The 26,195-nt window shown below is 64.8% G+C and carries 24 protein-coding genes; 14 read left to right on the forward strand and 10 right to left on the reverse strand.

The genetic code is table 11. The features are described 5' to 3' along the window. Nucleotides 1-8: 8 nt before the first annotated feature. Together PSV40_RS08465 and PSV40_RS08470 are read right to left on the reverse strand one after the other, a co-directional pair. Complete coding sequence (locus PSV40_RS08465; RefSeq protein WP_300536508.1) at nt 9-527, reverse strand: diheme cytochrome c; 519 nt, start codon at nt 525-527, stop codon at nt 9-11. Between the two features lie 30 nt (nt 528-557). Continuing rightward, the gene (locus tag PSV40_RS08470) at nt 558-980 is read right to left on the reverse strand and encodes a DUF1924 domain-containing protein (protein ID WP_300536509.1); all 423 of its coding nucleotides are present in this window, start codon (nt 978-980) and stop codon (nt 558-560) included. A 136-nt stretch (nt 981-1,116) separates the two neighbouring features. Here PSV40_RS08470 and PSV40_RS08475 point away from each other — a divergent pair, with 136 nt between their 5' ends. Genes PSV40_RS08475 through PSV40_RS08485 form a run of 3 tightly spaced genes read left to right on the forward strand, consistent with a single transcriptional unit; the run spans nt 1,117 to nt 3,622 of the window. Further along, a complete protein-coding gene (locus PSV40_RS08475; RefSeq protein WP_300536511.1) occupies nt 1,117-1,512 on the forward strand; it encodes a PepSY domain-containing protein in 396 nt (131 codons plus the stop codon). Nucleotides 1,513-1,529: 17 nt separating this feature from the next. Continuing rightward, nucleotides 1,530-2,192, forward strand: coding sequence for a response regulator transcription factor (locus PSV40_RS08480; RefSeq protein WP_300536513.1), 663 nt, complete (start codon nt 1,530-1,532; stop codon nt 2,190-2,192). Further along, nucleotides 2,189-3,622 (forward strand): sensor histidine kinase, encoded by a 1,434-nt coding sequence (locus tag PSV40_RS08485; RefSeq protein ID WP_300536514.1) that lies wholly within the window; start codon nt 2,189-2,191, stop codon nt 3,620-3,622. The genes PSV40_RS08480 and PSV40_RS08485 overlap by 4 nt, the downstream gene beginning before the upstream one ends. On the opposite strand, the gene PSV40_RS08490 is transcribed toward PSV40_RS08485, so the two are convergent. Next, entirely contained in the window at nt 3,612-4,490 is an 879-nt protein-coding gene (locus tag PSV40_RS08490) for an exodeoxyribonuclease III (RefSeq protein ID WP_300536516.1), read from the reverse strand. The genes PSV40_RS08485 and PSV40_RS08490 overlap by 11 nt on opposite strands. 10 nt (nt 4,491-4,500) lie before the next feature. Here PSV40_RS08490 and pyrE point away from each other — a divergent pair, with 10 nt between their 5' ends. Both pyrE and PSV40_RS08500 read left to right on the forward strand, forming a co-directional pair. Then, entirely contained in the window at nt 4,501-5,265 is a 765-nt protein-coding gene (pyrE, locus tag PSV40_RS08495) for an orotate phosphoribosyltransferase (protein ID WP_300536518.1), read from the forward strand. A 20-nt stretch (nt 5,266-5,285) separates the two neighbouring features. After that, nucleotides 5,286-5,951 carry a DUF4124 domain-containing protein gene (locus PSV40_RS08500; RefSeq protein WP_300536520.1) on the forward strand — a complete coding sequence of 222 codons (666 nt, stop codon included), beginning with the start codon at nt 5,286-5,288 and terminating at the stop codon, nt 5,949-5,951. 90 nt (nt 5,952-6,041) lie between these two features. On the opposite strand, the gene gatB is transcribed toward PSV40_RS08500, so the two are convergent. Genes gatB through gatC form a run of 3 tightly spaced genes read right to left on the reverse strand, consistent with a single transcriptional unit; the run spans nt 6,042 to nt 9,417 of the window. After that, a complete protein-coding gene (gatB, locus tag PSV40_RS08505; RefSeq protein WP_300536599.1) occupies nt 6,042-7,559 on the reverse strand; it encodes an Asp-tRNA(Asn)/Glu-tRNA(Gln) amidotransferase subunit GatB in 1,518 nt (505 codons plus the stop codon). Nucleotides 7,560-7,611: 52 nt separating this feature from the next. Continuing rightward, entirely contained in the window at nt 7,612-9,114 is a 1,503-nt protein-coding gene (gene gatA / locus PSV40_RS08510) for an Asp-tRNA(Asn)/Glu-tRNA(Gln) amidotransferase subunit GatA (RefSeq protein ID WP_300536522.1), read from the reverse strand. 3 nt (nt 9,115-9,117) lie between these two features. Next, nucleotides 9,118-9,417, reverse strand: coding sequence for an Asp-tRNA(Asn)/Glu-tRNA(Gln) amidotransferase subunit GatC (gene gatC, locus PSV40_RS08515; protein WP_300536524.1), 300 nt, complete (start codon nt 9,415-9,417; stop codon nt 9,118-9,120). Nucleotides 9,418-9,677: 260 nt separating this feature from the next. Here gatC and PSV40_RS08520 point away from each other — a divergent pair, with 260 nt between their 5' ends. From PSV40_RS08520 to mrdA, 4 genes are all read left to right on the forward strand, one after another. Next, on the forward strand, nt 9,678-10,721 hold the full coding sequence (locus tag PSV40_RS08520) for a rod shape-determining protein (protein WP_077592290.1): 1,044 nt from the start codon (nt 9,678-9,680) through the stop codon (nt 10,719-10,721). A gap of 47 nt (nt 10,722-10,768) precedes the next feature. Next, the gene (gene mreC / locus PSV40_RS08525; RefSeq protein ID WP_300536526.1) at nt 10,769-11,689 is read left to right on the forward strand and encodes a rod shape-determining protein MreC; all 921 of its coding nucleotides are present in this window, start codon (nt 10,769-10,771) and stop codon (nt 11,687-11,689) included. Further along, complete coding sequence (gene mreD, locus PSV40_RS08530; RefSeq protein WP_300536528.1) at nt 11,686-12,204, forward strand: rod shape-determining protein MreD; 519 nt, start codon at nt 11,686-11,688, stop codon at nt 12,202-12,204. The genes mreC and mreD overlap by 4 nt, the downstream gene beginning before the upstream one ends. A 171-nt stretch (nt 12,205-12,375) precedes the next feature. Beyond that, on the forward strand, nt 12,376-14,418 hold the full coding sequence (gene mrdA, locus PSV40_RS08535; RefSeq protein WP_300536530.1) for a penicillin-binding protein 2: 2,043 nt from the start codon (nt 12,376-12,378) through the stop codon (nt 14,416-14,418). A gap of 26 nt (nt 14,419-14,444) precedes the next feature. Here mrdA and PSV40_RS08540 read toward each other — a convergent pair whose 3' ends face one another. Then, nucleotides 14,445-15,203: a TSUP family transporter gene (locus PSV40_RS08540; protein ID WP_300536532.1), complete on the reverse strand. Its 759-nt coding sequence runs from the start codon at nt 15,201-15,203 to the stop codon at nt 14,445-14,447. Nucleotides 15,204-15,859: 656 nt separating this feature from the next. Here PSV40_RS08540 and PSV40_RS08545 point away from each other — a divergent pair. Both PSV40_RS08545 and PSV40_RS08550 read left to right on the forward strand, forming a co-directional pair. Next, on the forward strand, nt 15,860-17,059 hold the full coding sequence (locus tag PSV40_RS08545) for an ammonium transporter (protein ID WP_300536601.1): 1,200 nt from the start codon (nt 15,860-15,862) through the stop codon (nt 17,057-17,059). 14 nt (nt 17,060-17,073) lie between these two features. Then, a complete protein-coding gene (locus tag PSV40_RS08550) occupies nt 17,074-17,538 on the forward strand; it encodes a hypothetical protein (RefSeq protein WP_300536609.1) in 465 nt (154 codons plus the stop codon). A 79-nt stretch (nt 17,539-17,617) separates the two neighbouring features. Here PSV40_RS08550 and PSV40_RS08555 read toward each other — a convergent pair whose 3' ends face one another. Continuing rightward, nucleotides 17,618-19,918, reverse strand: a complete 2,301-nt coding sequence (locus PSV40_RS08555; RefSeq protein WP_300536534.1) for a response regulator — start codon at nt 19,916-19,918, stop codon at nt 17,618-17,620. Nucleotides 19,919-20,016: 98 nt separating this feature from the next. On the opposite strand from PSV40_RS08555, the gene PSV40_RS08560 reads away from it, so the two are divergent. Beyond that, the gene (locus PSV40_RS08560) at nt 20,017-20,544 is read left to right on the forward strand and encodes a TIGR02281 family clan AA aspartic protease (protein WP_300536536.1); all 528 of its coding nucleotides are present in this window, start codon (nt 20,017-20,019) and stop codon (nt 20,542-20,544) included. Between the two features lie 190 nt (nt 20,545-20,734). Next, nucleotides 20,735-21,511 carry a hypothetical protein gene (locus tag PSV40_RS08565; RefSeq protein WP_300536538.1) on the forward strand — a complete coding sequence of 259 codons (777 nt, stop codon included), beginning with the start codon at nt 20,735-20,737 and terminating at the stop codon, nt 21,509-21,511. Nucleotides 21,512-21,613: 102 nt separating this feature from the next. Here PSV40_RS08565 and PSV40_RS08570 read toward each other — a convergent pair whose 3' ends face one another. Both PSV40_RS08570 and PSV40_RS08575 read right to left on the reverse strand, forming a co-directional pair. Next, nucleotides 21,614-23,374 carry a GMC family oxidoreductase N-terminal domain-containing protein gene (locus tag PSV40_RS08570; RefSeq protein WP_300536539.1) on the reverse strand — a complete coding sequence of 587 codons (1,761 nt, stop codon included), beginning with the start codon at nt 23,372-23,374 and terminating at the stop codon, nt 21,614-21,616. Nucleotides 23,375-23,550: 176 nt separating this feature from the next. Beyond that, on the reverse strand, nt 23,551-25,068 hold the full coding sequence (locus tag PSV40_RS08575; protein ID WP_300536603.1) for a CoA-acylating methylmalonate-semialdehyde dehydrogenase: 1,518 nt from the start codon (nt 25,066-25,068) through the stop codon (nt 23,551-23,553). A 128-nt stretch (nt 25,069-25,196) separates the two neighbouring features. Here PSV40_RS08575 and PSV40_RS08580 point away from each other — a divergent pair, with 128 nt between their 5' ends. Further along, entirely contained in the window at nt 25,197-26,177 is a 981-nt protein-coding gene (locus PSV40_RS08580) for a LysR family transcriptional regulator (protein WP_300536540.1), read from the forward strand. Nucleotides 26,178-26,195: the final 18 nt, after the last annotated feature.

Below are 26,195 nucleotides of genomic sequence, written 5' to 3' on the forward strand. Positions count from 1 at the left end.
CCTTGAGATCAGTCGCTCCAGGCCCGGCGGTAACGGGCGTCGAGCCCGGCCGGGAAGCGGATGTTGTCGTCGTTGTAATCGCCCTTGTCGGCCGCGGTGTGGCAGGCCGCGCAGTTGGCAGCGCTCTTGACGCTGGCGTGTTTCCAGACGGCGGCATCGACCTTGCGGTGTTTGCGTTCAAACCAGGCCGAGCGGGTGATGCGGTCTTGCGGCGGCTCTTCCGCCACGCGTTTGTAGGTGCCCGCGTTGACCTTCAGCCAGGTGCTCAGCTGTTGCACCGTGGCCGCGTCCAGCGAGGCGTCGGTGCCGTAGTGCTTGTCCAGGCCGGTCATGATGCGTTCCCAGGAGCGGGCAGGCAGCATGCCCGGTGGATAGGCGGTGTGGCAGGCGGCGCACTCCTGGGTGTAGGCCGCGGGCACCTTGCCCGGCAGCAAACGGCTGCTGTCGGCCCGGACCAGGGCGGGCAGCGCAGCGAGGGCCAAGGTGGCGGCGATCAACAGGGAACGGACGGCGGGGAGGGTGTTCATGAAGAAACTCCGGTGGGTGAACGGCATGGCTCAGGGCTTGAGGCTGTTGAGGTAGGCCAGCACGTCGGCCTTTTCGCCAGCGCTGCATTCGCGGCTCAGCACATCCTTGCAGTTGCGGCGGAACCACTTGTCCACCTTGGCGGTGTGGGTGAAGGCCTTGGGGTTGAACGCCGGGGCCAGCGGTGTTATCGACTTGCTGGTAGTGGCATGTTTGCCCTGCGCCGTGGGTGGCGTGCCGTGGCATGAGGCGCAGGACCATTCACCGCCGTGTTTGGTGTTGAAAAATGCCCGGCCCTTGTCGGCATGGCCGGGGGTCCCGGCCTGGGCGGCCCAGTAGCTGAGCTGTTCTGCGGGCGAGGTGTCGGCCGCCTGGCTGGCGGCGGGCAGGAGCGCACTGGCCAGCGTGGCGGCCAGCAGGAAGGCTGCGGGAGAGAAGGTGCGGATCAATGTCATGGCTGGGCTTTCTTCGTTTTGGGCGGGTGTTGGCAGGTGTGGCAGGCGATGGGATGTATTTTTGGCAAGGGCGCTTGAACCTTTCCTGAAGGCGCCATTCATCTGCGGTTCACAATGTGTGCAGGACAATCACGCCATGACCTCCGTCCAGCCCTTCCTCCTTGCCGGCAAACGCCGCCGTTCGCGGCCGGGCGGGCTGTGGGTGCTGGCGCTGCTGGTGGGCAGCCTGGGGCTGCAGCCGGCCTGGTCCGGCAGCAAGGACGACCACAACCGGGCGCGCCAGGCGGTGCAGGCGGGTCAGGTGCTGCCGCTGCGCAGCGTGCTGGAGCGGCTGGAGCGCGAGCACCCGGGCCAGGTCATGGAAGTCGAACTGGAGCAGGAGGAAGGCCGCTGGGTCTACGAAGTCAAGCTGCTGCAGCCGCAGGGCCAACTGGTCAAGCTCAAGCTGGATGCCCGGACCGCCGCCCTGTTGTCCGCCAAAAGCAAGGACAGGCACGACGAGCGACGCCCCGGCCGCGATGTGCGTCCCTGACACCCCGCTGCCGGCCCATGCGCATCCTCCTGGTTGAAGATGAACCCACGCTGCGCGCCCAGCTGCGTGCCGGCCTGCAGGAAGCCGGCTATGCGGTGGACGAGGCCGACAATGGCCGCGACGCCCATTTCCTGGGAGATACCGAGGCCTTCGATGCCGTGGTGCTCGACCTGGGCCTGCCGGTGCTCGACGGCCTGACCGTGCTCAAGCGCTGGCGTGACGGCGGACGGGCCATGCCGGTGCTGATCCTGACGGCGCGTGACAACTGGCATGAAAAGGTGGCCGGCATCGACGCCGGGGCCGATGACTACCTCACCAAGCCCTTTCACATGGAAGAGCTGCTGGCACGTGTGCGCGCGCTGATACGCCGCGCCAGCGGCCTGGCCTCGGCGGTGCTGCAGTGTGGCGCGCTGGCGCTGGACACACGCAGCGGCCGCGTCACGCTGGCCGGCCAGCCGGTGAGCCTGACCAGCCATGAGTACAAGGTGCTCGATTACCTGATGCACCGACCGGGCGCCGTGGTGTCGCGCACTGAACTCACCGAACACATTTACGCCCAGGATTTCGAGCGCGACTCCAACACCATCGAGGTCTTCGTGGGCCGCCTGCGCCGCAAACTGCCGCCCGAACTGATCGAAACGGTGCGCGGGCTGGGTTACCGGCTGGTGCCCCCGCCATGAGCATCTGGCGTCGGGCCACATCGCTGCGTTTTCGGCTGCTGGCCGCGACGCTGGTGGCACTGGCGCTGGCGCTGCTGCTCGCGGGCGTGCTGCTCAGCGGCCTGTTTCGCGACCACGTGATGCGGCAGTTCGAGGCTACCCTGACGCAGCAGCTCGACCAGGTCACCGCCCGGCTCGAATTCGATGCCGCCGGCCAGCCGCTGATCGATCCCCAGGCCCTGTCCGACCCGCGCTGGCAAAAACCCTATTCGGGGCTGTACTGGCAGCTGGACAGCACCGCTGCCGATGGCCTGTCCCGCGTGGGCGTGTTGCGCTCGCGCTCGCTGTGGGACACCAGTCTGCCGCTGCTCGCCGACGAACTGGCCGATGGCGCGGTGCATGTGCACCAGGGCACGGGCCCGCTGGACGCCCCGCTGCTGATGCTCGAGCGCAAGGTGAAAATCGCCGAGCAGCCCGATGCCCGCTGGCGCATCGTGGTTGCGGCCGACATGCAGGAAGTCACCGGGGCGGTGGACAGCTTCAACGGTGTGATGGCAGCGTCGTTGGCGGTGCTTCTGGTGTTGCTCGTGCTGGCGGCGCTGGCGCAGGTGGCGGTGGGGCTGTCGCCCCTGCGCGCCATGCAGCGTGCGCTGGCCGATGTGCATGAAGGGCGGACGCAGCGCCTGCAGGGGCGCTTTCCCAACGAAGTGCAGCCCCTGATCGACGATTTCAACGACGTGCTCGACCGCAACACCGAGGTGGTGACGCGCGCGCGCACCCAGGCGGGCAACCTGGCCCATGCACTCAAGACGCCGCTGTCGGTGCTGGATCAGGCCGCGGCCGGGACGCTGGCGGCGCAGGGCAGCGAACTGGCCCGGCTGGTGAAGGAGCAGGTGGGGCTGTCGCGCCGCCATATCGACTGGCACCTGGCCCGCGCCCGGGTGGCCGCGACGCAGCGCCTGCCCGGCCAGCGCACCGCGGTCGGGCCGGTGCTGGCCGGCCTGGTGCGGGTGATGGAGCGGGTCCATGCCGAAAGAGGCATCGCCATCACCGTGCTGACGGCCGATGCGCCGCTCTTTTTCGCCGGCGAGGAGCAGGACTTGCAGGAAATGCTGGGCAATCTGCTGGACAACGCCTGCAAATGGGCACGTTCAAGCGTGACGATTGCCGTTGAACCTCTGGCCGGCGCCCTGCCTCTTCAGTTGCAAGTTCATATCGAGGACGATGGGCCCGGGATCGACGCCGCACATCTCGCTTTGGTGGGGGCCCGGGGCGTGCGTCTGGACGAGTCGGTTCCCGGCACCGGGCTGGGCCTGGCCATCGTGCAGGACCTGGTCGGCTTGTACGGCGGTGAGCTCAGCTTGCTGCCAGCCGGCGGCGGCGGGCTAAAGGCCACCTTGCGCCTGCCGGCTGCCCTGGCGCATGGTGCCGGCGCGGGGGTCAAAGCGTGAGGGCGTAGTCCACCGTGATAGGCGCGTGGTCGGAAAACCGCTGGGTTCTGTAAATCGTTTCGCTTTGGGCCAGGGCTGCCACGGCCGGCGTGGCCAGGTGATAGTCGAGCCGCCAGCCGACATTTTTCGCGTAGGCCTGGCCGCGGTTGCTCCACCAGGTGTAGGCCTCGTCGGTAGTTGCGGGTTGCAACTTGCGGTACACATCGACCATACCGCCGCCGCGCACTGCTTTCACCGCAGGCTGGCCGGTACTGCCGGTCATCTCTTCAAGGGCTTCTTCGGCCACCTCGGCATCGCGCAGCAGTTCGGTCATCCAGGCGCGCTCTTCGGGCAGGAAGCCGCTGTTCTTTTTGTTGCCCTTGAAGTTTTTAAGATCGATCTCCTGGTGCGCAATGTTGATGTCGCCGCACAACACGAAGTCGCGCGTTTCCTTCAGGCTCGCAAGGTAGGGGTAGAACTCCGCGAGAAAGCGGAACTTGGCCGCCTGCCGCTCTTCGCCCGAGGAGCCACTTGGAAAGTAGCAGCTGATGATGGACAGTTTGGGCGCCTGCTTGCGGCCGGGCCGGTCGAAGCGCAGCTCCACATAACGGCCCTCGGCGTCGAATTCGTGCGAGCCGTAACCGGTGATCACGTCGCTGGGCTCATGGCGGGTGTAGATGGCGACGCCGGAGTAACCCTTTTTCTCGGCGAAGTGAAAGTGGCCCTTGAGCCCGGCGATGTCCTCGAAGCGGCCGGCCACGTCAGCCGCCTGGGCCTTGAGTTCCTGCACGCAAATACAATCCGGTTGGGTCTGGCCCACCCATTCCTGCAGTCCCTTGCTGGCTGCGGAGCGGATGCCATTGAGATTCAGGCTGGTTAATTTAAACATGGGACTTCCAATGAGCATCACAACGGTTACGCCGGGGCAAAAACAGGACAGCAGCCAAACCGCCGAAGACGGCCGGCTGGCGCAGGAATTCGTGCAGTTTGCCATCGAGTCCGGCGTGCTGCGTTTTGGCGAGTTCAAGACCAAGGCTGGCCGCCTGAGCCCCTACTTTTTCAATGCGGGGCTGTTTGACGACGGGGCCAAACTGGGCCGGCTTGCGCAATTTTATGCGCGCGGCCTGCTGCTCGAGGAGAAAACGCGCGGCCTGCAGTTCGACATGATTTTTGGCCCGGCCTACAAGGGCATCCCGCTTGCGGCAGCGGTGGCGGTGGAGCTCGCCCGGCTGGGCCGCAACGTGCCTTTTGCCTACAACCGCAAGGAAGCAAAGGACCACGGCGAGGGTGGCACACTCGTCGGCGCGCCGGTCCGCGGCCGGGTGCTGATCATCGACGACGTGATTTCCGCCGGCACCGCCACGCGCGAGTCGATCGCCATCATCCGGGCGGCCGGGGCAACCCCCCACGCGGTGGCGATCGCGCTGGACCGCCAGGAAAAGGCCACGGAAAACGGCCAGGACGTCAACTACAGCGCCGTGCAATATGTTACGAATCAGCTGGGGCTGCACGTTTTCGCGATTGCCCGTTTGACCGACTTGCTGCAGTATCTGTCTGAGGCGAGTCGTGTGCCGCAAGACACTGCGGATCTGACCGCCGGCAATTCGCTTCAGACTCATTACCAGCATGTGCTGGCCTACCGACAGCGCTACGGCGTGGATTAAGGACCTTCTTGGCGATGCAAATGCAAGTTCAGACGATGGCCGCTGTGGCCTGGGTTGCGTTGGCGGCTGGCCTGTGCAGCATCGCCCAGGCCCAGGGCATTTACAGCTGTGTCGATGCTGCAGGCCGGAAGATCACCGCTGACCGTCCGATTGCCGAATGTATTGACCGTCCGCAGCGGGAAATCAATCCTTCGGGCACCATCAAACGTGTCGTCGGGCCTTCGCTGACCGCACAGGAGCGGGCCGCGCAGGAGCAGAAAGACAAGGCGGCCGCCGAAGTGCGGGCCCGCGAGGCGGAGGAAAAGCGCCGCGACCGGGCCCTGCTGCTGCGTTACCCGAGCCGGGCCGTGCACGACAAGGAGCGCGCCGAGGCGCTGGACCAGATCGACGTGGTCATCAAGGCGGCCAGCAAGCGAACCACCGAACTGGCCGGCCAGCGCAAGGCCATCGATGCCGACTTCGAGTTTTACAAATCCGATCCGGCCAGGGCACCGGCCTCGCTCAAGCGCCGGCTGGAGGAAAACGACAGCAGCGTGGCAGTGCAGAAACGTTTTATCGCCGACCAGGATGCGGAGAAAAAACGCGTCAACATGCGTTTCGACGAAGAACTGGTCAAGCTCAACCAACTGTGGGCGATGGGTGGTGCGGTGCCTGCCGCGGCGGCAGTGCCCACCGCCAGGAAGTAGAAATTCAGGCGAAAAAGGCCATCAGTCCTTGTCGGTATTGCGGGGGGCGCTACTGTTTTGGTAGCAACCCTTCGCTGTTCCCGTCACGTTTCAGCCCAGCTTTTTCTTCAGCAGTTCATTGACTTGGGTGGGGTTGGCCTTGCCCTTGGTGGCTTTCATGGCCTGGCCGACCAGGGCATTCATGGCTTTGGCGTTACCGGCTTTCACCTCTTCCACGTTTTTGACATTGGCAGCCAGTACGTCATCAATGATTTTTTCAAGTTCGCCGGTGTCGCTCATCTGCTTGAGGCCCAGTTGTTCAATTAACGCATCTACTTGAGTGACCGGCTCGGCAAAAGTTGCGTTTCTCGACCAAAGCAGTTCAAAAACTTGCTTAGCTGCTTTGTTGGAGATCGTGTTGTCGGAAATGCGGGAAATAAGCGCCGCAATTTTTGCTGGCGCGTCATCGCTCATTAATTTGGCAACACTGACTTCGGGTAAAGCATCCGATGCACTTAGTGCAGGTAAGACTGCATTGATGTACCAATTTGCAGCAAGTTTAGGTTCCTTGCTGAGTTTTGCAGCATCCTCATAATCTTTCGCAATACCCCAGCTGCTGGTTAATTGGTTGGCGTCGTAATCAGATAAACCGTACTGGCTTCGGAAACGCGCAGCCATTGCCCGCGGCAGTTCTTTCATTTCCGAGCGCGTCTTCTCCACCCACTCGCGCGAGATCACCAGTGGCGGCAGATCGGGGTCGGGAAAGTAACGGTAGTCCGCCGCGTCTTCCTTGGTGCGCATGGAACGCGTTTCGCCGGTGTCCGGGTCGAACAGCACGGTGGCCTGCTGGATCGCATGGCCGTCCTCAAGCTGCTCGATCTGCCAGCGCACTTCATAGTCGATGGCTTGCTGCATGAACTTGAAGCTGTTCAGGTTCTTGATCTCGCGGCGTGTGCCGAGCTCAGCGCCGGGCTTGCGCACCGAGACGTTGGCGTCGCAGCGGAAGCTGCCTTCCTGCATGTTGCCGTCGCAGATGCCGATCCAGGTCACGATTTTGTGCAGCTCTTTCGCGTACGCCACGGCCTCAAGCGATGAACGCATGTCGGGCTCGGTGACGATCTCCAGCAGCGGCGTGCCGGCGCGGTTCAGGTCGATGCCGCTCATGCCGATGAAGTCTTCGTGCAGCGACTTGCCCGCGTCTTCCTCCAGGTGGGCGCGCACCAGGCGCACCGTTTTCTTTTCCAGAGCCTGTCCTGAGCCTGTCGAAGGAAGGAAAAACTCCACCGTGCCGCCTTGCACCACGGGAATTTCAAACTGGCTGATCTGGTAACCCTTGGGCAGGTCGGGGTAAAAATAGTTCTTGCGCGCGAACACGCTGCTTTCGGCAATGTGCGCGCCCACGGCCAGGCCGAACTCGATGGCGCGTTGCACCGCACCCTTGTTCATCACCGGCAACGCGCCGGGCAGCGCAAAGTCCACCGCGGACGCCTGCGTGTTCGGCTCGGCGCCAAACGCGGTCGAGGCCCGGCTGAAAATTTTCGATTGGGTGGTCAGCTGCGTGTGGGTCTCGAAGCCGATGATGACTTCATAACCCTGCACCAGCGGCCCGGTGGGCCGGCCGGCCTGCATCTGGGCGAAGGAGTTCGTGGGGGGGGGGGTCTGGCTCAATTTCAACAATCACTCAAATGCCTGTGGGCTGGCGCTTGTGCCAGTCGGTTGCCAGCTGGAACTGGTGCGCCGCACCGAGCAGCTGCGCTTCCTTGAAATAGTTGCCGATCAGCTGCAGGCCGACCGGCATGCCGCCTTCACCAAAACCGGCCGGCACACTCATGCCGGGCAGGCCCGCCAGGCTGGACGACAGCGTGTAGATGTCGGCCAGGTAGTTGGCGACCGGGTCGTCGGACTTTTCGCCGATCTTCCAGGCCACCGTGGGCGACACCGGGCCGGCAATGATGTCGCACTGCGCAAAGGCTTTCTGGAAATCCTCGGCGATCAGGCGGCGGATTTTCTGTGCCTTCAGGTAATACGCATCGTAATATCCGTGCGACAGCACATAGGTGCCTATCATGATGCGGCGTGTCACTTCGTCGCCAAAACCTTCGGAGCGCGACTTTTTGTACATGTCGGTCAGGTCGGTGTAGTGCGCGGCACGGTGGCCATAACGCACGCCGTCAAAGCGGCTCAGGTTGCTGCTGGCCTCGGCCGGGGCGATCACGTAGTACACCGGGATCGACAACTCGGTCAGCGGCAGGCTCACGTCCACCAGGGTTGCGCCCAGCTTCTCGAATTCAGCCAGCGCGCCGCGCACGGCTTTGAGCACGTCGGCCGAACAGCCGGCACCGAAAAACTGCGCAGGCAGCCCGATTCTCAAGCCTTTTAGGGGTGTGGCGCCCGTCGTTGCTGCGCCGGAAGCTATCAAATCAGTAGCGTAGTCGAGCGCCGGAAGATCCAGCGAGGTCGAGTCGCGGTCCGGGTCGGGCCCGGCCATGCTGGACAGCAGCAGGGCGCAGTCGAGCGCGCTGCGCGCCATCGGCCCCGCCTGGTCCAAGCTGGAGGCAAACGCCACCATGCCGTAACGCGAGCAGCGGCCATAGGTCGGCTTGATGCCGGTGATGCCGGTCAGCGCGGCTGGCTGGCGGATGGAGCCGCCGGTGTCGGTGCCGGTGGCCGCCGGCACCAGCCGCGCGGCCACAGCCGCTGCCGAGCCGCCCGAGGAGCCGCCCGGCACGCGGGTCGTGTCCCACGGATTTTGCACCGGCTTGTAAGCGCTGTTGTCGTTGCCCGAGCCCATGGCGAACTCGTCGCAATTGAGCTTGCCCAGGGTCACCATGCCGGCGCCGCTGCCCACGCCGAGTCGGGCCACCACAGTCGCGTCAAACGGGCTGCGGTAGTTCTCCAGCATCTTCGAGCCGGCCGTGGTCGGGAAGTCGCGCGTGACAAAAATATCCTTGTGCGCCAGCGGCACGCCCAGCAGGGGCGTGCGCTCGCCGGCGGCCAGGCGGACATCGGCGGCCCGGGCCTGGGTCAGCGACACCTCGCTGTCGGTGGCGAGGAAGGCGCCCAGGCCGGCATTGTTTTCGATGCGGGCCAGGAAGTGTTGCGTCAGCTCGACGCTGGACACCTCGCGCGCTGCGAGCTTGGCCGCGAGTTGGGCGACGCCGAGGTCGTGCAGGTCGGTGCTCATCGTTTACTCAATCACTTTAGGGACTAAAAACAGGCCACGCTCGACGGCGGGTGCGCTTTTCTGGCTTTCTTCGCGCTGGTTGGTTTCGGTCACGACGTCGTCGCGCAGCCTGAGGGCCACCTGGCCCAGGACCGCGGCAGGATGGGCCAGCGGTTCAACGCCCTCCGTGTTGACGGCGTCCATCTGCTCGACGAGGGCAAAAAAGCCGTTGAGCTGCCCGAGCGTGTGCTCGGTCTCGTCGGGGCGCAACTCCAGCCTCGCCAGGTTGGCGACGCGTGCGATGTCTTGGGATGTCAATGCCATGGATAAAACAGGGGCCGAAACCGGGTGTAAAGATGAAATAATGGGCAGGGTGCCGCCCTGAGATTTTCAGGGGATGCGTTATTATCCCGCCTTTGGTGTGAAATCAGGGGCGGTTGCACGCTTTAGGCGCGGTTTACGCTCTGGAACCAAGGTGTTGCTCCATTTTCCTGTCCATCGACTCTTTTTGACCACTCACAACAATCACAAAAGGCGATAGAGCAACGAAGTTTGCTCCATGCCCAAAACCGGACTCCCTCACCATGTTTGAAACATTCCGTCGGTACTTTTCCACCGACCTGGCGATTGACCTGGGTACCGCCAACACCCTGATTTTTGTGCGCGACCGCGGCATTGTGCTGGACGAGCCCTCGGTGGTTGCCATCCGCCATGAAGGCGGCCCGCAAGGCAAAAAAACCATCCAGGCTGTCGGCCACGAGGCCAAGGCCATGCTCGGCAAGGTACCCGGCAACATCGAGGCCATCCGGCCGATGAAAGATGGCGTGATCGCCGACTTCACCGTGACCGAGCAGATGCTCAAGCAGTTCATCAAGATGGTGCATCCGCGCAGCTTCTTCAAGCCCAGCCCGCGCATCATCATCTGCGTGCCCTGCGGTTCGACCCAGGTCGAGCGCCGCGCGATCCGCGAAAGCGCCCTGGGCGCCGGTGCCAGCGACGTCTACCTGATCGAAGAGCCGATGGCGGCTGCCATCGGTGCCGGCCTGCCGGTCTCCGAGGCCAGCGGCTCCATGGTCGTCGACATCGGCGGCGGCACCACCGAGGTCGGCGTCATTTCGCTGGGCGGCATGGTCTACAAGGGCAGCGTGCGTGTTGGCGGCGACCGTTTCGACGAGGCCATCATCAGCTACATCCGCCGCAACTACGGCATGCTGATCGGCGAGCCGACGGCCGAGGCCATCAAGAAAAACATCGGTTCGGCTTTTCCCGGCTCCGAGGTCAAGGAAATGGAAGTCAAGGGCCGCAACCTGTCCGAAGGTGTGCCGCGCAGTTTCACGATCTCCAGCAACGAGATCCTCGAAGCCCTGACCGACCCGCTCAACAACATCGTCAGCGCCGTGAAAACCGCGCTGGAGCACACGCCGCCCGAACTCGGCGCCGACATTGCCGACCGCGGCATGATGCTGACCGGCGGCGGCGCGCTGCTGCGCGACCTGGACCGCCTGCTGGCCGAGGAAACCGGCCTGCCGGTGCTGGTGGCCGAAGACCCGCTGACCTGTGTGGTGCGCGGTTGCGGCATCGCGCTGGAGCGCATGGACAGACTGGGTTCCATCTTCACCTCGGAATAAGCATCCTCCTCGATGCAGCCGGACAGGCGCATGATTGACCGCAGACCATGCCCTTAGGAACCCTCGACAGAAGCCCGCCGCCCTTTTTCAAACAGGGACCGTCGGCTCTTTCCAAGCTGATGTTTTTCAGCGCATTGGCCCTGTTTCTGATGGTGGCCGACCTGCGTTTCAAGATCACCCAGCCCATCCGGGCGGTCGTGGCGACGGCGCTTTACCCCGTGCAGTGGCTGGCCCTGCAGCCGGTCCGCGCGGCCCGGTATGGCGGCGGTTATTTCACTGCACTGAGCCAGGCCCGGGCCGGCGAAGAAGCGGCCCACCAGAAACTGGCGACGCTGTCGCTGCGAGCCAGCCAGGTCGAGCAGCTGGCACTCGAAAATTCGCGCCTGCGAAAGCTGCTTGATCTGCGCGAACAGGCGGCCCTCACAGGGCAGGCCGCACAGGTGCTTTACGACGCCCCCGACCCCTACACCCGCAAGGTCATCATCGACAAAGGCCTGCTTCAGGGTGTGGCGCTTGGTTCGCCGGTGGTGGACGAGTCCGGTGTGCTGGGCCAGGTCACCCGCGTCCATCCCCTGATCAGCGAGGTCACGCTGGTAATTGACCGCGACCTTGCCATCCCCGTGCTCAACACCCGGACCGGTGCGCGCAGTGTGGCCTTCGGCGAGCCGACCACCCATGGCGGCGGGCTGGAGCTGCGTTTCATGGGCAGCAATTCGGATGTCCAGCAGGGCGACCTGCTGACGACCAGCGGTGTTGACGGCGTTTATCCGCCGGGGCTGCCGGTGGCCAAAATCGACCGGATAGAGCGGCGTGCCGAATCGGCGTTTGCCCGGATTTACTGCACACCGCAGGCCCAGGTCAATGCCGCTTTCCATGTCATGGTGGTCAAGCCCTTGTCCGGCGAGAAGCTGCCTTCTGGCGCCGCAGAGCCCGCGCCCGTGGCCGTCAAAAAAGGAGCCGGCAAATGATCATGCCCTCTGGCCAGCAGCTGCTGCTGCCCGCCAATCCGGTGTTCATCTGGACCAGCCTGATCTTGGCCCTGTTGCTGGACATGCTTCCACTCGGGCGGGTGCCCTGGATGCCGGATTTCCTGGCACTGGTGCTGGTGTTCTGGAACATCCACCAGCCACAGCGTGTGGGGATTGGCCTGGCCTTCATGTTCGGCCTGGGTATGGATGTGCACCAGTCGGCCCTGCTCGGCCAGCACGCGCTGGCCTACACCGCCCTGGCCTTTTTCGCCACCATGATTCACCGCCGCCTGCTGTGGTTTACCGTGCCCTCCCAGGCGCTGCAGATCCTGCCGTTGTTCGCTGTGGCGCACGGTGTGGAAATCATCATCCGCATGATCAGCGGCGGTGTTTTTCCCGGCTGGCTGATGCTGCTGGCGCCGCTGGCCGAATCCCTGCTGTGGCCGGTGGTCAGCGTGATGCTGCTGGCGCCGCAGCGCCGGGCGCCGAATCCCGACCAGAACCGACCCTTGTGAAGCCCCCACGGTCGTTCACTGCGTGTAACTCCCTGCCCCCCGAGGGGGCCGCTGCGCCTGCGGCCCGGCGAAGCCGGTTCCGCGGCCCCTGCTTGAACGGGGGGCCGGATTGCAGACGGAGTGCTTTGCAAATGTGGGCACTTTTTCCGCCGGCCCTGAGTCCTACTCGCCATGACTGAACTCAGGAACGTCGAGGCAGACCTTTCACGTTTCCGTGCGCGGGTGCTGGTGGCCGGGCTGGTCATCCTGCTCGCTTTCATGCTGCTGGCCGCCCGCCTGGTCTTTTTGCAGGTGGTTCGGCACGACGACCTCAACGAACAGGCCGAGAGCAACCGCACCGCGGTTGTTCCCATCGTGCCCAACCGGGGCCTGATCCTCGACCGCAACGGCGTTGTGCTGGCCACCAACTATTCGGCGTATACGCTGGAGATCACGCCGTCCAGGGTGGCCGACCTGGAGGAAACCATCGAGGCGCTGGGGCGGCTGGTGGAGATTCATCCGCGCGACAAGCGCCGCTTCAAGAAGCTGCGCGAGGAGTCCCGCAATTTCGAGTCGCTGCCGATCCGCACACGGCTGACGGACGAAGAAGTGGCCCGTTTTGCAGCCCAGCGTTTCCGCTTCCCGGGTGTCGACATCAAGGCGCGGCTGTTTCGCAGCTACCCGAATGGTGAACTGGCCAGCCACGTGGTCGGTTACATCGGGCGCATCAACCGGTCGGAAAAGGAGCGGATCGAGGAGAACGACGAGGAGGGCAACTACCGCGGTACCGACTACATCGGCAAACTCGGCGTTGAACAGAGCTTTGAAGCCCAGCTGCACGGCAACACGGGCGTCGAGCAGGTGGAAACGTCGGCCGGTGGCCGGGCGGTGCGCAAGCTCGCCAGCACGGCGGCGGTGCCGGGCGACACGGTGATGCTGTCCATCGACATCAAGCTGCAGAAGCTGGTGGAAGACCTGTTTGGCGACAGGCGCGGCGCGCTGGTGGCCCTGGACCCGTCCACCGGGGAAGTGCTGGCCTTCGTCAGCAAGCCGACGTTCGATCCCAACCTGTTTGTCGATGGCATCGACAGTGAAAGCTGGCAGGCCCTCAACGAATCGCTCGACAAGCCGTTGCTGAACCGTGCACTGCGCGGGACCTACCCGCCCGGCTCCACCTACAAGCCCTTCATGGCGCTGGCGGCGCTGGAGTCCGGCAAGCGCCAGCCCGGCAGCATCACCAACGACACCGGGTCCTGGATGTTTGGCGGCCACCAGTTCCGCAGCCATGGGGCCGGGCTCGGCCCGGTGGACATGCACCAGAGCATCGTCAAGTCGAGCAATGTCTACTATTACTCGCTGGCCAATGACCTCGGCGTGGACGCCATGCACGACTTCATGAAGCCGCTCGGCTTCGGGCAGATCACCGGCATCGACATCAACGGCGAAGTGCGCGGCGTATTGCCCAGTCAGGAGTGGAAGCGTGAGGCCTACAAAAAGAAGGGACCACAGCACCAGAAATGGTACCCCGGCGAAACCATTTCGCTGGGCATCGGCCAGGGCTACAACGCGTTCACCATGCTGCAGCTCGCGCAGGCCACCGCCACGGTGGCGAACAACGGTGTCCGGCACAAACCGCAGCTGGTGATCGCCACGCAAAACCCGATGACGCGGGCCATCGAGCCCATTGCGCCGCAGCCGGCGCAAAACCTGGGCTACAAACCGGAAAACGTGGCGGTGATCCGCAAGGCGCTGGTCGGCGTCACGCAGGAGGGCACTTCGACCCGGGTGTTTGCGGGTGCCGGCTACCTCAGCGGTGGCAAGACCGGCACGGCCCAGGCGGTGGGTGTCGGCCAGAAAGACAAGTACGACGCCCGCAAGCTCGAGGAGCACCAGCGGGACCATGCCCTGTACATGGCTTTTGCGCCCGCAGACCATCCGAAAATTGCGCTGGCAGTGGTGGTGGAAAACGCGGGCTTCGGTGCGGCCCATGCGGCGCCCATTGCCCGGCGCGTGTTTGACTATGTGCTGCTCGGCCAGTACCCCAGCGAGGTGGACATGGCTGCCGTGCAAAAGGGGCTCGCGGCTGCACCCATCGGCAAGCCGCGCCTGGCGGCCGAAATGACGGGCTTGCTGGGGCCGGGCGCGACCACCCCCACCAACCCGGCCAAAGCAGCGGCGATTGCCGAAGCCCTCAGCAAGCTGCCACCGCCGGTGCCTTCACCTGACGCGGATTAGGACTTGCTGACTGGGACCTGCCGAAGCTATTTCAGGAAAGCGTCGAACCCGGTTTTCAGAATCAGTGCGCTGACCACCACGATAAACACCACACGCACAAAACCCGCGCCATGCTTGAGCGCCAGGCGTGTGCCCAGCAGGCTGCCCGCCACGTTGGCCAGTGCCATGGTCAGCGCGAAATGCCACCAGACGTGGCCCTTGTACGCAAACAGCAGCAGGGCAGCCAGGTTGGTGGCGGTGTTGAGCAGCTTGGCGGAAGCCGAAGCGCTCAGGAAGTCGTAACCCAGCCAGCGCACAAACAGGAAGACAAAAAAGCTGCCGGTGCCCGGGCCGAAAAAGCCGTCGTAAAAACCCAGCAGGATACCGATGGTGCAGGCCGCCCAGGTTTCCGCGCGACCGGAAAACCGCGGAGCGTGGGTGCGTCCCAGGTCCTTGCGCACCAGGGTGTAGAGCAGCACGGCCAGCAGCACAAACGGCAGGACCTTGCGCAGAAACCCCGGGGAAATCACGGTGACCAGCCAGGCACCGGCGAACGAGCCGACAAAACCGGCCAGCGCGGCCGGCAGCAGGGCGGCCCAGCGCATGTCCACGCGCCGGGCGTATTGCACGGTGGCCACCGCCGTGCCCCAGACCGATGCGCCCTTGTTCACGCCAAACAGTGTCGCCGGATGGGTGGTGGGAAACACGGCAAACAGGGCTGGCACCAGAATCAGCCCGCCGCCCCCCACGATGGAATCCACAAATCCCGCCAGCAGCGAGGCCAATGACACGATCAGTAATTCCATCGGCGAATTGTCTCATTGGCCCCGCCGGCGGCAAGCTGCCGGTCCCGGTCCCGCACCTCGGGTGATCCGGATCGGACGGGCAAAAAAAAGCGCCGGGTTGACCGGCGCTTTGTAAAAAACATCTCTCTGGATGCCAATTCTGTTGTCTGTTGTGTTTGTGCGAGTTTGTCTCCTCGGCCCTCTGCGAGCAGCTTGGCTCGTATGCAGATCATTGACTGTAGTGTGCGCACCCCCATAGTGCATCGGGACTTTCCCTTCCCTGTGCCGGGGGGCTTGTTCCCGGCGGGCTGGGTGCCGGGGTGCAGCGAAACAGGGCGTCGGCAGCATGGCACGACTTATGCCTGTTACGAGATGTTCGCTCCATTCGGCACACATCGGAAATCACCATGCACCACACGCGGTTCGTTTCATTGGGTTGGGGTCTCGGGCTGCTGTTGGCCGCCACTCTGGTGGGAGCACAGGCGCCGGTCCCTGCAGAGGTCGCGCCCGCCGTGCCAGCTGCCAGCGCGCCTGCCGAACCGGTGGCGCAGGTGGTGGCCGCGCCGCCTGCCGCAACAGCGGCTCCAGCCCCTGTCCCTGCGGTCCCGGTCCCCGCCCCCCTGACCCGCCCGGGTCTGGTGGCCGCCGATACCCTCCATGGCGCCGACACCGCCTGGATGATGACCTCGACGGCCCTGGTGCTCCTGATGACCTTGCCGGGCATCGCCCTGTTCTACGGCGGCATGGTGCGCAAGAAAAACGTGCTCAACACCATGGCCTGCGTGGTCGCCATTTGCGCTGTTGTCAGTCTGCTGTGGTTCGCCGTCGGTTACTCCCTGGCCTTCACGCCGGGCAGCGGCGATCTGGGCCGCTACATTGGCGGTGGCGAGCGGCTCTGGTTTGCCGGTCTGGACTATGTCAAGGACGCGCAGAAAGTCGCGGTCAGCCATATTGCGCCGAATATTCCCGAGTCGGTGTACGCAATGTTCCAGCTGACCTTTGCCATCATCACCGCGGCGCTGGTGGTGGGTGCGTTTGTGGAGCGCATGCGGTTTTCCGCGATGCTGTGTTTCATCAGCCTGTGGACCCTGGTCGTTTATGCACCGATTGCGCACTGGGTCTGGGAACCCAATGGCTGGCTGGCCCAACTTGGGGCGCTCGATTTTGCCGGTGGTTCCGTCGTCCACATCAATGCCGGCGTAGCGGGGCTGGTCTGTGCCTACGTGCTCGGGCCGCGCCGCGGCTACGGCCGTGAGGCCTTCACGCCCTTCAACCTCGGGCTCACCATGGCCGGTGCCGGCATGCTCTGGGTCGGCTGGTTCGGCTTCAATGCCGGTTCCGCCGTGGCCTCCGACGGCCGGGCCGGCCTGGCGATGGCGGTGACGCACATTGCCGCCGCTGCCGGCGCCCTGTCATGGATGGCGGCCGAGTGGATGGTCCGCAAGCGTCCCACCTTGCTCGGCCTGTGTTCGGGGCTGGTGGCCGGGCTGGTCGCCATCACCCCGGCGGCTGGCTTTGTCTCGCCTCGCGCGGCCCTGGCCATCGGGCTGATTGCCGGCGTCGCCTGCTACTGGGGCGCGACCGGCCTCAAACGCTTGCTCAATGCCGACGATTCCCTCGACGTGTTTGGCGTGCACGGCGTGGGCGGCATCGTCGGCTCGCTGCTGACTGGCGTGTTTGCCAGCAATACCATCTCGGGCGTGGAAGGCAGCGTGTTGACCCAAGCCATCGGTGTGGGGGCTGTGCTCTGTTACAGCCTGCTCATGACGGCCGTGGTGCTCTGGATCACATCGCTGGTTTTCAGCCTGCGGGTCAGTGACAGCTCGGAGTCCGACGGATTGGACATTGCCCAGCATGCCGAGCGGATGGGCACCTGATGGAGGACCCTGACATGCCCTCCAGCGAAAAAATTGCGATTGCTGCCCATCTTCATGTGTTGCTGCGCAGAAAGACCGGGCGGGTGACCGACACCGAGTGGATGGCGACCAACGCGGAATACGCTGCCGAAATCGTCCGCTTCTCGCGCGAGAAGGCGGCCGAAGATGGCCACATCGATCTCGGCGTCTGGGCCGACCGGCTCGAGGAAATCATGGCGTCTCCGGAGGCCAGGCACCGCGTGCCGCTGGTCAGGATGATGGCCGATGCGGTCAAGGAGCGCAACGCCGCGCCACCAGCCGCCGCCGCGCCGGTGCCGGATCAGCAGGGTGCCCGCTCGGTCAACACCGAGGAAGAGGTCTACCCCGAGTCGGGCTTCATCGAGTCGACGTTCGGCAACTTTTTTGGTGACAGCGAAAAACACCGCGAGCGCAAGCCGCGCGATCCGGACGCACCCCGTTATGTGAAGGGGCTGCGCTGAGCGGCTCCTGCTCACGTCGCCTGTTTCAGATCCCTCGCGTCGAAGGGGAACGACCGGGATCTGCGCGCCCGGCGCAACACTAAGGTTTGGCGCCGGCCAGTGTGAAATAAAAACAGGCGCCCTGGCCAGGTGCCGATGTGGCCCAGATACGTCCGCCATGGCGCGTGACAATCCGGCGTGCGGTCGCCAGGCCAATGCCGGCACCGGCAAATTCGCCTGGGGCATGCAGGCGCTGGAAGGCGGTAAACAGCTTGTCGGCATACGTCATGTCGAACCCGGCGCCGTTGTCCCTCACGAAAAAAATCATCTCGCCATCGGTGCCCGGCTCGCAGCCCACCGTGATCTCGGCGTCCGCCCGCGTAGACGTGAACTTCCAGGCATTGCCCAGCAGGATGTTCAGCAAATGCAGCGCCAGTCCGGCGTCGGCCTGCACGGCCGGCAAGGCCTCAATCCGGGTGGCCACAAGGCGTTCCGGGTGCTGTTGCTGGAGTGATTTCAGAACCGCCCCGGCCATGGTGCCCAGGTCCACCTGCTCGCGGCGGGACTGCGTGCGCGACAGCTGCGCCAGCGCCAGCAGGCTGTCGGTCCGTTCGTTCATCTGGCTGACCCCGGCACGGATGCGCTGGAGGTAGTGCCTGCCGCGCTCGCTGATGCCGGCCGCCATTTCCTTTTCCAGCAGCCGGGTCATGCCGTTGATGGCAATGTAGGGTTGACGCAGGTCATGGGCCAGAGCCTGCGAAAAAGCCTGCAGCTCCAGGGTGGCTGCCGTCAGTTCGGCCGTGCGGTTTTCCACGCGGGTTTCCAGCTCCGCGTTGAGCTGCAGGATCTGCTGCTCGGCAAGCTTGCGCTCGGTGATGTCGCGCAGGATCACGCTGACCTGCACGTCGCCCTCGCTGTTCACATGCTGCGACGAGGAGGCCTCGGCCGGAAAACGCGTGCCGTCCCCGCGCGCACAGACGAGTTCGCCGCGGAACCTGGCGGAGCGGCTGACTCGCATCATCAGCCCGGCCATGCGTGGATCCTTGCTGTCCAGCAGACCGGCGATGCCTGCCGCCCTGATTTGCTGTTCGCTCATCCCGAACATGGTGCAGGCCGCCTGGTTGGCCGCGACCACCGTGCCGTCGGGCAGGCTTTGCAGGAAGCCGTCCAGGCTGGTTTCGACCACCAGCCGGAAACGCTCCTCGCTGATGCGCAGGGTGTCTTCGGCTGCGAGCAGGCTGCGGTGGCGGCGTGCCCGGCTCTGCGCCGCAGAGGCCAGCGTTTCCGGGGAGACCGGCTTGGTGATGAAGTCATCCCCGCCCTGCAGGAGCGCCTGGGCCTGTTGGTCCAGGCTGGTCTCGGCAGACAGGAAGATGATGGGCACCCGGACGAACTCGGGCTGCTGCCGGATCAGGGTGGCCAGTTCGATGCCGTTGCATTGCGGCATGTGGATGTCGCAGGTGATCAGGTCGGGCTGGAAATCGACCAGCGGTGCCATGACCTGGCAGGGTTCGGTGACGATGCGCGTTTGCATGCCTGCCGACTGCAACACGCCGGCATAAAAGCTCGCCAGCGCTTCGTCGTCCTCGATGATCAGCACCCGGTAGGGCTGCGTCGGCTCCGCAGAGGTGAGTTGGCCCAGCAGGGCGGTGATGGCCCGCACATCCACGGGGTGCGGGAAATAACCGGCCGCCCCGGCCCGCACGGCGGCCAGGCGAGTCTGGAAGTCCGTGCCGGCGCCCATGAGAAGCAGGGGCGTCCTGCCTTCTGTGGCCGGGCCGGGCGCGGCCAGCACGGGCCACGCCACCAGGGGGTCTGCAGAAAATGCGATGTCGGCAAGAATGGCCGCCGGTGCTTCCTGCCGCGCCGCCATGTCGGCGGCAGCAGGCTGGGTGAACACGCGGATCTGGTAGCCGCCATGGCGCAGATGATCGGCAAGCTGGCCGGCCGCTACCCCGTCGGGATCGATGATGTGAAGCATCCGTGCTGGTCCGGCGGGCTGTGGCACGACGGCATCATTGCTGGCCGTGGGAGCCGCAGCCGGAATCTCGGCGGCAGGCTGGTCCGCGGCCGCCGCGGCTTTCAGCGCCTGCAGGCAGGCTTCCAGCGTGAGACGATCATCGGCGCAGGGAAAACCCGGGACACCGGCGTTTTCCGAGAGAAGTTTCTCGATCGTTGCCGCCGCTTCGCTGACGGCGGGAAAACCAAAGGTGCCGCCAGAGCCCGCCAGCTTGTGGGCCTGCGCCAGCGCGGACAGCGCCGCCTCCTGGCTGCCGGGTTCGTCGGTGCCGCCGCCCAGTTGTTGCAGCGCTGCTTCCAGCACACTGATCTTTTCCGGCAACCCGGCCGCATACAGCGCGCGCTGGGTCTGCATGTAAAGGGCAAGGCTGGTGGTCGGCATCGGGGCTTTGGGGTGGTGAGGAAGGCTGGTCCATTATCATGGCCCCGGACGCAGTACTAGCCCTTCCGCGCAGACCACCCCCGTCAAGCCAACCACCCATGAGACATCCGGACCGCAACAGCACGAAACAGGCCCGCCCGGCCGGTGCGGGCCTTCGGTGGGGACCGCTGGTGATCCTGCTTTTCTGGCTGGGGGTCATGGGGGCCCTGTACGCCGTGATGCGCGAGGTGTTGAAGCCGCCGCCGCTGACCGTTTCAGTGACCGGTGAGCTGTTGATTCCGCGTGCCCGGGACGGCCACTTTTACGCGCGGGGACAGGTCCATGGCCGGCCTGTCACTTTTCTGGTGGACACCGGCGCATCGCTGGTGGTGGTCAGCCAGGAGTTTGCGCGGACCGCCGGCATGGCGCCGGGCGAGGCGACTACCTTCCGGACCGCCAGCGGCGAACTGCAGGGCCGGATCGTCAAGGGTGTCACGGTGTCGGTCGGGCCGGCCAGCGTCTCGGGCACACGGGTCGGCGTGGGGCTGGTGGGAGCCGATCCCTCGATGGCCCTGCTGGGGCAGAGCTTCCTGTCCCGGTTCGAAATCGTGCTGTCCGGGGACAACATGGTGTTGCGCGGCAAGTAGTGGGCCTAAGGTTTTCATTTTGCGTGCACCCGCCGCACCGATAAGTCGCAGGTTCTCTCCCCGGCCGCCACGCTGAAAACCGGGCGGTAAATAAGTTACCGCCACCCCGGTAATTGATGACTGACGCTGGCGCAGCGCCCTCCTAAGATGACTTCTGTTCAGTCCTTCCGGCTGATGACAGGAGACCCTCATGATGCGAGCCATCGTCACCTTTTTGATCAGCGCGTTTGCCGGTGCATGGCTGCCTGCAGCGGCTGCCGATATCTCGGCCTACCAGCGCGGCGTGTTGATCCAGGGGACCATCGAGAAAGGCGACTACGCCAGGATCATCGAGTTTGTCCGGCACCCCGACAACTACGGGCGCTTCGCACGCATGGTCTACCTGGATTCATCGGGCGGTGATGTGGTGGAGGCCATCAAGATCGCCCACCTGCTTGACAAGAGTTACGCCGCCACCCATGTGGCCCGTGGCGCGCGCTGCTACAGCGCCTGTTTCATTTTGTGGATGAGTGGCGTGACCCGCCATGTGTCCAGCGGTGCAACGCTTGGCGTGCACCGCATTTATGTCCAGGTCAAGGAGGGCGGCATCGACCAGCAGTCGGCGTATGTCAGCCAGATTGCGCGCACGGTTGAAAACTACATGTCGGGGCTGGGCACGCCGCGTGTCATCCTCGACAAGATGAATGCCACTGCGCCGACAGACCTGTTTGTCATCAGCCCGCGCTGGCTGGCCGAGCAGCATCTGCTGACCGCGGTGTCTTACCGGCTCGGCTTCATCGATGCGGCGCAGGCCCGCTGCGGGCCCGAACCTGTGGCGCTGGCCATGAAGGGCAAGGCACCGCCGGCCGATGACGAGGCGGAAGGCTGGGTCTCGCAGATCAAGAGCTGGATCACCTGCGCTGACGAGTTGCGCGCCAGCAACCAGAGAGGTGATGGCGTGACCATCGCTGCGTTGATCGGGCAATGAACCAAGCTCCCACGCTTGTCACTGCGTGTACTGTTTGTTTGAAACCCCGGCGGGCAGCCGTCGACAGCTCAGAACGAGCGGAATAACGCGATCATGGGGGCCTTAATTTCCGGCCTGGATCCACTGCGCGGCTTTTTCCGCAATCATCAGGGTCGGTGAATTGGTATTGCCGCTGGTGATCAGCGGCATCACGCCGGCATCCACCACACGCAGCCCCGTCACCCCGCGCACCCGCAGATGGGCGTCGACGACGGCCAGGGGGTCATCGGCCTTGCCCATTTTGGTGGTGCCCACCGGGTGGAAGATGGTGGTTGCAATGTCTCCGGCCAGCCGCGCCAGGTCTTCATCGCTCTGGAACTGCACGCCGGGGCGGAACTCTTCGGGCTGGTAACCGGCCAGGGCGCTCTGGCTCACGATGCGGCGCGTGACACGCAGGGAGTCGGCCGCCACCTTCCGGTCCTCGGCGGTGCTGAGGTAGTTGGGCGCGATGGCGGGCGCGTCTTCAAAGTTGCCGCTCTTGATCTGAATCGTGCCGCGGCTCGTGGGGTTGAGGTTGCAGACACTGGCGGTGAAGGCATTGAAGCTGTGCAGCGGCTCGCCAAACGCGTCGAGCGACAGCGGCTGCACGTGGTACTCGATGTTGGGCCAGGGCTGGTCCGGCGAGCTGCGCGTGAAGGCGCCGAGCTGCGACGGCGCCATGCTCATCGGGCCGGTCTGTTTGAGCGCGTATTCGAGGCCGATTCTGGCCTTGCCCCAGAGCGAGCTGCCCAAGGTGTTGAGCGTGAAGTTTTTTGCCTTGCTGCCTGCGACGGGGTTGACCTTGTAGACCGAGCGGATCTGCAGGTGATCCTGCAGGTTGGCGCCCACGCCGGGCAGGTCCACCAGCACCGGGATGCCGTGCTGCTGCAGCAGCGCCGCCGGGCCTATGCCCGAGAGCTGCAGGATTTGCGGCGAGCCGATGCTGCCGGCGCTCAGGATGACCTCGCCCAGCTTGCCCTGCGCTTTGCCAGAGTCGCGCGTGGCAAAGGCCTGCACGCGTTCGTGGCCGGTCCAGACCTCGACGCCGGTGCAGCGCTGGCTGCCGTCGTCCTGGCGCTCGACAAGGAGTTTGCTGACCTGTGCGCCGGTCCACATCTCGAAGTTGGGGCGTGCAAAACAAGTGGGGCGCAAAAACGCCTTGGCGGTGTTCCAGCGCCAGCCGCTTTTCTGGTTGACCTCGAAATAACCGACGCCTTCGTTGTTGCCGCCGTTGAAGTCGTCGGTGGCCGGGATACCCGCCTGCTGCGCCGCCGCCGCAAACGCGTCGAGGATGTCCCAGCGCAGGCGCTGCTTTTCAACGCGCCACTCGCCGCCCATCTTGCGCGCCAGGCCTTCGCTGGTGGTGTGCTGGCTCTTGTGGCCGTGCAGTCGCCGGAAGTTTTCATTGACCACCGCCTCTGCCTTGCCTTTGGGCACATCGAGTTTGTAGTGGTCCTCGTGTTTGCGAAAGCCCGGCAGCACATGGTCCCAGCGCCAGGTATCGTCGCCGGTGAGTTCGGCCCAGCGGTCGTAGTCGCGCGCCTGGCCACGCATGTAAATCATGCCGTTGATACTGGAGCAGCCGCCCAGCGTCTTGCCGCGCGGGTAACGCAAGGTGCGGCCGTTCAGGCCGGCGTCGGGTTCGGTGTTGTAAAGCCAGTCGGTGCGCGGGTTGCCGATGCAGTACAGGTAACCGACCGGGATGTGGATCCAGTGGTAGTCGTCCTTGCGGCCGGCCTCGATCAGCAACACACGTTTGGACGCGTCGGCGCTCAGGCGGTTGGCCAGCAGGCAACCGGCGGTGCCGCCCCCGACGATGATGTAGTCAAAGATGTTTTCGCTCATGCTTCTTGTCTCATCGTTTTTCTTGTACTGCTTTTAGAGCTTGTTCTGCCGCTCCCAACACAGCTAAGCGCCACCTCGGGTTAGTCCCATACCAAGGCCATCGCGGAACCGGCTATGCCGGGCCGCAGGTGGCGCCCCCGAGGGGGGAGGCGGCCGCAGGCCGCTTCGGGGGGTACTTATTTTGCGGTTGGCATCACGAATTCCGCGCCCTTGCCAATGCTCTCGGGCCAGCGCTGCATGATGGACTTCTGCTTGGTGTAAAAACGCACGCCTTCCTCGCCGTAGGCATGCATGTCGCCGAACAGGCTTTTTTTCCAGCCGCCAAAACCGTGCCAGGCCATGGGCACGGGAATCGGAACGTTGATGCCGACCATGCCGACCTGGATGCGGCGCGAAAATTCGCGCGCCACATTGCCGTCGCGCGTGAAGCAGCTCACGCCGTTGCCGAACTCGTGGGCGTTGATCAGGTTCACCGCTTCGGCCAGATCCTTGACACGCACGCAGCCCAGCACCGGGCCGAAAATCTCTTCCTTGTAGATTTTCATCTCCGGGGTCACATGGTCGAACAGTGTGCCGCCCATCCAGAAGCCCTGGTCGCAACCGGCGCCCGCGCTTTGGCCGGTGAAGCCGCGGCCGTCGACCAGCAGTTTCGCGCCTTCCTTGACGCCGGTGTCGATGTAGCCGGTGATGCGGCTGTGTGCCGCGGCCGTGACGATGGGACCCATCTCGGCATCGAGCTCGATCCCGTTCTTCACGACCAGGGTTTTGGCGCGCGCCGCCAGCATGGGAACGAGTTTGTCAGCCACGTTGCCGACCAGCACCGCGACCGAGATCGCCATGCAGCGCTCGCCGGCCGAGCCGTAACCGGCGCCTATCAGCGCGTCAACCGCCTGCTCCAGGTCCGCGTCGGGCATGACCACCATGTGGTTCTTCGCGCCGCCCAGCGCCTGCACACGTTTGCCATGGTGCGCGCCGGTTTCATAGATGTAGTTGGCAATCGGTGTCGAGCCGACGAAAGACACGGCCTTCACGTCCGGGTGCACCAGGAGGGCATCGACCGCTTCCTTGTCGCCCTGCACGACGTTGAACACACCATCGGGCAGGCCGGCCTGCTTGAGCAGCTCGGCCATGTACAGACTGGCGCTCGGGTCGATCGGGCTGGGCTTGAGGACGAAGCAGTTGCCCGCGGCAATCGCCACCGGGAACATCCACATCGGCACCATCACCGGGAAGTTGAAGGGCGTGATGCCGGCCACCACGCCGAGCGGCTGGCGCAGCGTCCAGTTGTCGATGCCGGTGCTCACCTGGTCGGTGAAGTCGCCTTTGAGCAACTGCGGAATGCCGCAGGCGAATTCGACGATGTCGATGCCGCGCGAGACCTCGCCCTGGGCGTCGGTGAACACCTTGCCGTGTTCGGCGGTGATCATGTGGGCCAGGGTGTCCTTGTTCTGGTTCAGCAGTTCGAGGAATTTGAACATGACTCGCGCCCGGCGTATCGGCGGTGTGTCGGCCCAGGCCGGGAAGGCAGCCTGGGCCGCACTGACGGCAGTGGCCACCTCGGTCGCATTGGCCAGCGCCACGCGGCCGGTCACGGCGCCGGTGGCGGGGTTGAAGACGTCCTGCTCGCGCCCGGAGTGGCCGGGCACGGGGCGTCCGTTGATGGCGTGGCCTATGGCCTGGACGCTGCTGTTCATATTTGGGTGGCTCATATCATTCATGGGTTGTCTCCTGCAATTAACCTGTGACTAACCCACTAGATTAGCGCACTGGGCCAGCTTTTGCTACTTTGAATTTCTCAGAAGTGTTATAAATATTTCTAATAATGGACATCCACACACTCCGGATTTTTGTGGCGGTGGCCCGCGAGGGCAGCCTGTCTCGCGCGGCCGACAAGCTGGCCCTGACACAGCCGGCCGTCAGCCTGCAGATTAAAGGCCTGCAAGCTGCCACGGGGCTGACACTGTTCAAGCGCAGCGCGCAGGGCATGAACCTGACGCGCGACGGCGCGGCCCTGTTGCCGCTGGCCGAAAAAGTGCTCGCCGCGCAGGGCGACTTCAAAAACGCCGCGGCCCGCCTGCACAGCCAAGTGCGCGGCCGCCTGCGCATAGGCACCATCCTCGACCCCGAGTTCACCCGGCTCGGGGCTTTCCTGAAGGTGCTGGTGGAAACCGCGCCCCAGGTGGAAACCGAACTGCGCCAAGCCATGAGCGGCGAGGTGCTGGCGCAAATCGACCGGGGCGAGCTCGATGTGGGCTTTTACCTCGGCACGCCGGCCCACCCGCTGGGGGAGACCCGTGATTTCATGAAAAATCAGGCTGCAGCCCTTTCCACCAAAGCGCCAGCAGCTATACATTCAGGAGCGGATCAGGCGCCCGACCGGGCGGCACGTTTTGCCGTCCGGGAGCTGACGCACTTCACCTACCGGGTGCTGGCGCCGGCTGGCTGGGGGCCGCAGGTGCGTGGCAAGGACTGGAAAGCCCTGGCGGCGCTGCCCTGGATTGCCACGCCGCCCGCCTCGGCGCACCACCGGCTGCTGGCCAGTGTGTTCGGTCCGTTGGGCGTCGAGCCGCACCGGGTGGCGCTGGTGGACCAGGAGGCGTCCATGCTGGACCTGGTCAAGTCCGGGGTGGGCCTGAGCCTGGTGCGCGACTCGATCGCCATCCGCGAGTCGCACGCTGCAGGCCTGGTGATTGCCGACCAGGTCAGCCTGCAAAGCGTGCTGAGTTTTGTCAGCCTGAGCGCGCAGCGCCAGGCGCCGGTGGTGGCCAGTGCCTGGCAGGCGATCGAGGCGGTCTGGGGGTGAGGCTTCACCCCCACGCGC

Origin of the sequence: Polaromonas sp., from assembly GCF_029945925.1 — a bacterium.
In the GTDB taxonomy this organism is placed as follows: domain Bacteria; phylum Pseudomonadota; class Gammaproteobacteria; order Burkholderiales; family Burkholderiaceae_C; genus Polaromonas.

Excerpts from the sequence above, each read along its gene's own strand:
- PSV40_RS08555 (WP_300536534.1), bottom strand. The coding sequence starts at position 19,918 with ATGCCGACCACCAGCCTTGCCCTTTACATGCAGACCCAGCGCGCGCTG.
- PSV40_RS08485 (WP_300536514.1), top strand. The coding sequence starts at position 2,189 with ATGAGCATCTGGCGTCGGGCCACATCGCTGCGTTTTCGGCTGCTGGCC.
- PSV40_RS08465 (WP_300536508.1), bottom strand. The coding sequence starts at position 527 with ATGAACACCCTCCCCGCCGTCCGTTCCCTGTTGATCGCCGCCACCTTG.
- mrdA (WP_300536530.1), top strand. The coding sequence starts at position 12,376 with ATGACTGAACTCAGGAACGTCGAGGCAGACCTTTCACGTTTCCGTGCG.
- mreC (WP_300536526.1), top strand. The coding sequence starts at position 10,769 with ATGCCCTTAGGAACCCTCGACAGAAGCCCGCCGCCCTTTTTCAAACAG.
- PSV40_RS08490 (WP_300536516.1), bottom strand. The coding sequence starts at position 4,490 with ATGTTTAAATTAACCAGCCTGAATCTCAATGGCATCCGCTCCGCAGCC.
- PSV40_RS08475 (WP_300536511.1), top strand. The coding sequence starts at position 1,117 with ATGACCTCCGTCCAGCCCTTCCTCCTTGCCGGCAAACGCCGCCGTTCG.
- mreD (WP_300536528.1), top strand. The coding sequence starts at position 11,686 with ATGATCATGCCCTCTGGCCAGCAGCTGCTGCTGCCCGCCAATCCGGTG.
- PSV40_RS08575 (WP_300536603.1), bottom strand. The coding sequence starts at position 25,068 with ATGAACAGCAGCGTCCAGGCCATAGGCCACGCCATCAACGGACGCCCC.
- pyrE (WP_300536518.1), top strand. The coding sequence starts at position 4,501 with ATGAGCATCACAACGGTTACGCCGGGGCAAAAACAGGACAGCAGCCAA.
- PSV40_RS08580 (WP_300536540.1), top strand. The coding sequence starts at position 25,197 with ATGGACATCCACACACTCCGGATTTTTGTGGCGGTGGCCCGCGAGGGC.
- PSV40_RS08560 (WP_300536536.1), top strand. The coding sequence starts at position 20,017 with ATGAGACATCCGGACCGCAACAGCACGAAACAGGCCCGCCCGGCCGGT.
- PSV40_RS08565 (WP_300536538.1), top strand. The coding sequence starts at position 20,735 with ATGATGCGAGCCATCGTCACCTTTTTGATCAGCGCGTTTGCCGGTGCA.
- PSV40_RS08520 (WP_077592290.1), top strand. The coding sequence starts at position 9,678 with ATGTTTGAAACATTCCGTCGGTACTTTTCCACCGACCTGGCGATTGAC.
- PSV40_RS08500 (WP_300536520.1), top strand. The coding sequence starts at position 5,286 with ATGCAAGTTCAGACGATGGCCGCTGTGGCCTGGGTTGCGTTGGCGGCT.
- gatB (WP_300536599.1), bottom strand. The coding sequence starts at position 7,559 with ATGCAGGCCGGCCGGCCCACCGGGCCGCTGGTGCAGGGTTATGAAGTC.
- gatC (WP_300536524.1), bottom strand. The coding sequence starts at position 9,417 with ATGGCATTGACATCCCAAGACATCGCACGCGTCGCCAACCTGGCGAGG.
- PSV40_RS08545 (WP_300536601.1), top strand. The coding sequence starts at position 15,860 with ATGATGACCTCGACGGCCCTGGTGCTCCTGATGACCTTGCCGGGCATC.
- PSV40_RS08480 (WP_300536513.1), top strand. The coding sequence starts at position 1,530 with ATGCGCATCCTCCTGGTTGAAGATGAACCCACGCTGCGCGCCCAGCTG.
- PSV40_RS08540 (WP_300536532.1), bottom strand. The coding sequence starts at position 15,203 with ATGGAATTACTGATCGTGTCATTGGCCTCGCTGCTGGCGGGATTTGTG.
- PSV40_RS08550 (WP_300536609.1), top strand. The coding sequence starts at position 17,074 with ATGCCCTCCAGCGAAAAAATTGCGATTGCTGCCCATCTTCATGTGTTG.
- PSV40_RS08470 (WP_300536509.1), bottom strand. The coding sequence starts at position 980 with ATGACATTGATCCGCACCTTCTCTCCCGCAGCCTTCCTGCTGGCCGCC.
- PSV40_RS08570 (WP_300536539.1), bottom strand. The coding sequence starts at position 23,374 with ATGAGCGAAAACATCTTTGACTACATCATCGTCGGGGGCGGCACCGCC.
- gatA (WP_300536522.1), bottom strand. The coding sequence starts at position 9,114 with ATGAGCACCGACCTGCACGACCTCGGCGTCGCCCAACTCGCGGCCAAG.